This window comes from Mesorhizobium sp. M7A.F.Ca.CA.002.05.1.1, from assembly GCF_003998335.1.
Classification (GTDB): domain Bacteria; phylum Pseudomonadota; class Alphaproteobacteria; order Rhizobiales; family Rhizobiaceae; genus Mesorhizobium.
Window position 1 is genome coordinate 1 of record NZ_RZQI01000472.1, and the last position, 4,584, is coordinate 4,584.

Sequence of the window (4,584 nt, forward strand, 5' to 3'; positions counted from 1 at the left end):
GCCCTGGACGCGAGCGCCTGGGTTACCGATGCCGAGCGTGCCGGCGCTGACGGTGCCGCCGGCGCCGTCGGAATCGAAGCGGACATTGTTGAAGGCGATGCCGCCACTGCCGGCGCCCCCGGTCGCCGTATTGCCGGCAAACGATCTGATCGCGATTGAATTCAGGTCGGCATCGATGTTCTGGCCGGTGAACGACGCAGCAAGGCCGGACGCGGTCGAGCTGAGCGTGTTGCCGTCGATCGAAAGCAGAAGCGTATTGGCCGGAGCTCCCGTGGTGGAGAAATCGAGCGCGTTGCCGCCGGCGGCGATGGTGTTGTTCCTGACGAAGAAACTGGAGGCGCCGCTCGCGTTGACGGCAACGCCCGCACCGGAACCGAGATTGCTGACGATCAGGTTCTGGATACCGCCCGTGAAGATGCCGCTGCCTGATGTCGCCAGATTGATGACCTGCGTGGCGTTATTGCTCTGCAGGACCGGCCGCAGCGTGTCGATGCCCGCCGGCGCCGCGATGATCGGCGAATTCTGCACCGTGGTGAAGTGGAACGCCGGCGACGCGCCGGCGCTGGTGTCGACCCCGAGCTGGGAGACATCGATCGCCGCGTCGTTGCTCTTGAAGGCGAGCAGCACCTGTCCGTCATCGAGTTGGAACGACGTCGCGCCGAGGTCGATCGTCGCCTGGCCGCCGTCGACGGTCTTGTCGATCAGCACAATGACATTGGCCGAAGACGTCTGGGCGTTGGCGTAGGTGCCTGGATTGAGCAGACTGCCGTCGCCAAGGGCGGTGGCATCGGCCGTGACATAGTAGACCTTGTAGGAGGACAGGTTCGAAATGTCGCCATCGAAATTGACGTCGTTGAAATTGTAGTCGCCGTTGGTCGGCAAAGTGTCGGTGGCGTGGATGACCTGGCCGCCTGTGGTCTTGATCGACGATTCGGCCGGGCCGGCGCCGTCGCCGAACACGAGCTGGGCGTTGGTGGCGCTGGAGAACTGGACCCCATAGCCTACATTTTCGATCTTGGAGGTCTGTCCCGCCGGATTGTTGTTGACCGTGTCGCCGAGCTGGATCGTGCCGGTGCCGGTCGTGTCGGCCATGTCGATGCCGATCGTGCCGGCAAAACCGCCGCCGTCGACGTCGAAATCGCCAGCGGTGATGTTGCTCGCGCCGAGCGACGCGCCGTTGAGGTCGAGACCGATGGTGTTCGCCGCGCCAAGCCCGATGTTCAGGCTGGCGAAATTCAACGTCGAGCCGAGCGTGCCGGAAATGTCGACACCGCGCGCATTGGCACCGGTGATGCCTAGCAGGTTGACCGTGCCGAGATCGATTACGCCGCCGCTGACATTGTTGAGCGATATGCCGGTCGCCGCGCCATTGACCGAAATCGTATCGAACTTGATACCACCGGCGCCGACCGTCGCGCCTTTCGCCCCGGCGACGACCGCCGTCGCGTCGCCAAGCTTCAGCGCCGTGCCGCCGTTCGTGGTCGTGATGGTGTTGCCGGCGCCGGTGACGCTGACTGTTCCCGAACCGAAGGTGCTGGCGGTGAAGCCGGCGCCGCTGCTGGTGGTGATGACAAGGCCGCCATTGGTGAAGGCGAGAGTGCCCTTGGTCTGCGGGTCCATCACGTACGACGGTGCCTTGACGATGGCATCGTTGGCGCCGGTGTTGAATATCTTCGACGTGCCGGAGAAGGTGACCGTGCCGTTGGCCGAGCCGCCGATGGCGACACCCTCGCCACCGCTGTGATCGATGGTGCTCGAAATATCGTATATGCCTTCGGCATGGCCAAAGAAGTCGAAGGCCGTCGATGACGTGGTGGAAACGACGGAACCGCTCATGTTCAGACGGGTCGCATCGCCCGTGGCGCTTAACACCGCGCCCACACCGACCGTGATCGAACCTTTGTAGGTCAGCGTGGTGAAGGCCAGGTCATTGCCGCCGCCGAGGCTGATAGCCGAGAGGGTGGTGTTCGTGATGCTGGCGCTGCCGTTGATGCCGACGTTGACGGTCCCGCCCTGCGAGCTCTGTATGATGCCGAACTGGCCGCCATCGATGGTCAGGGTGGATCCGGCGACATTGGCGATGTTGACGGTACCAACCTCGGGACCGCCGATATTGAACCCGGCATATTGGACGTCGAGATCGATCGTCCCGGTGAAATTGACCTCTCCGGTGCCACTCAGGGCGTACAGCCAGGCGCCGGTGTATCCAGTATCCCTCAGGCCGCCGATGTTGACATCCCCGACGAGATTGGCGCCCAACAGCGTCACTCCGGCACCGCCGGGGTCGCCGGGAAGGGGGATCGTGGAGTCCGCCGAGATGCTGTCGAAGGTAATGCCGGCGCTGCCGACATTGGCACCATACACAGCAAGCCCGTCGCTGCCGGCATTGATCTTGTTGCCCGCGCCGGTGACGGTAATAATGGTGGAGGTTGCGCCAGCCGGGCCTAAATCGCCAATTGCGACGAAGCCCGCCCCGGCCATTGTCGATATATCAAGGCCGCCATGGGTGAAGTCGATCGTGCTGTTGGTATTGAGTGCCGGGGCGCCTGAGCCGTAATTGCCAATGATGCCCAAGCTCACGCCGTCCGTCGCGCCCGAATTGATCTGCTTGGTCGCGCCCGAGAACGTGATCGCGGCTGCGTCGTTACCGGCAACGACGATGTTGCCGCCGGCGGCCGCATTGGTATCGGTCAGATTACCCGACAGCGTCACCGAGCCACCGGTCATGCTCTGGATCGACGCCGCAGCGCCCGTTCCGTTGCTGGCAATCGTGCCGCCATAGGAAGTCGTCGCGTTGCCGCCGCTGGCTGCGGTCCCCGAGCCGACATTGAACGACGTGCCCGAACCGGTGTTGGTCAGCGTACCGGTGCCGAAGCTTGCGGTGCCGGCCAGGTTCTGCAGGTCGATGCCGCTGCCGGAAGCGAAAGTCGCACTTGTCGAGGCGAAGTTGATACCGGCCGTGATGCCGTCGAGCGCCACCGCCTGCGCGTTGGTGGCGTTGATCGTGCCGGTCGTGACATTGACCGTGCCGCCGCCGCTGGCGCTGAACGCCGTCGCGCCCGATGTGGTGATGTCCAGATCGGCGAAGGTGACCGTAGAGCCAGCGTTGTTGGTAAGCGAGGCACCATTGCCGTTGACTGTGACCTTGTCGGTGAAGTTGATCGTGCCGCCGGTGCGGTTGGCGATCGAGATGCCGCCGCCGGTCAGCGTGCCCGCCGGTCCGCTGTTGGGCAAGGTGCCGCGCGTGACCGTGATGTTGCCGGCGCCGCCATCGACGTCGAGCAGCGTGCCGGCGACGTTGACGTTGTTGTCCGTGATCGACAAATTGGTGTCGAGGCCGGCGACCTTGAACGCCGTCTGGCCGGTGGCGACATTGCTGACCGTGACGCCCTGGATAACGATGCCGCCGACATTGCTGAAGCCGCCGGCATTCTGGTCGATGGTGAAGACCGAACCGCTGCCGCCGGTGAAGTCGAACGCGGTGTCGCGCACCTGGTTGCTGCCGAGCAGCTGCAACGTATCGCCGCCCGTGCTCTTGACCACGCCCTCATTGCCGGTGACGTTGCCGCCGGTGGCGCCGAGATTGCCCTGGACATTGATCGGCTGGATGGTGCCGGAGGTGATGATCGAACTGCCGTTGCCGAAGCCGGTGATCGACTGGCCCGAATCGAGCGTGAACGGCGTGGCGCTCAGATCGACCGTGCCGACAAAGGCGAAGGTCAGTGTGCCGGTCATGGCATCGGCCTGAGCGGCCGTGACCGTGGTCACCGCGGCGCTGAGCCCGTTGGTGCCGGCAGCGATCACGCCACCGTCCTGGGAAATCATGACGACCCCGCCGACCGCGCTGGCCAGATTGGCGCTGCCGGTGAAGGCGACATCATCGAAATCATAATTGCCGAGCGTCGGATCGAGCCCGATCGTGTTGACCGTGTAGCCGCCACTGGCCGCTGTGATCGAGGATTGCAGCACAGTCGCGTCGCCGTCGCCGAAGGTGAAGTTGGCGTTGGCCGACGTCGCCGTCGTGCCGCCCGACGACAGTTCGACGCCGACACCAGCATTGGAAATGCTGGAGCCCTGCAGAAAGGTGATGGTCTTGTTGCCCGTCGTCGATGACAGGTCGATGCCGCGCGAGGTGAGGTCGCCGGTGCCGGTGATCGTTGTCACGCCGAAATCGGCCGTGGTCGATGAACCGCTGAAGTCGATGCCGGTCTGGTTGGCGCCGGAGCCCATCGTCACATTGGTTGTTCCAAATGTGACATCGGCATTGGTCAGGGCGAAGTTGATGCCGGCTGGACCGACGGTCGAACCCATCGTCACGCTGGTGGTGCCGAAGGTGACGGCGCCGGCATTGTTGGTGATGTCGATGCCATTGCCCGTGGCACCCGACACGGTCACCGCCCCGAAGGTCGCCGATGCGGTGCTGGCGACATTGGCGACGGCCAGGCCGGTGGCAGTGGCGCCGGTGATCGACAGCGGAGCTGTGACGTTCAGCGTCGCGGTTCCGGCAAGGCCGGTGACGACGGCGCCACCGCCGCCCGTCGCAGACAGCGTCGAGCCGATGAAGCTGATCGCGCCGCCGACCGG

Annotated in this window: 1 protein-coding gene; it reads right to left on the minus strand. The window is 64.5% G+C overall.

Annotated elements, in window-relative coordinates; all coding sequences use genetic code 11:
• The coding region (locus tag EN939_RS21785) for a beta strand repeat-containing protein (RefSeq protein ID WP_442919548.1) at nt 1-4,584 on the minus strand (4,584 nt) is incomplete at both ends.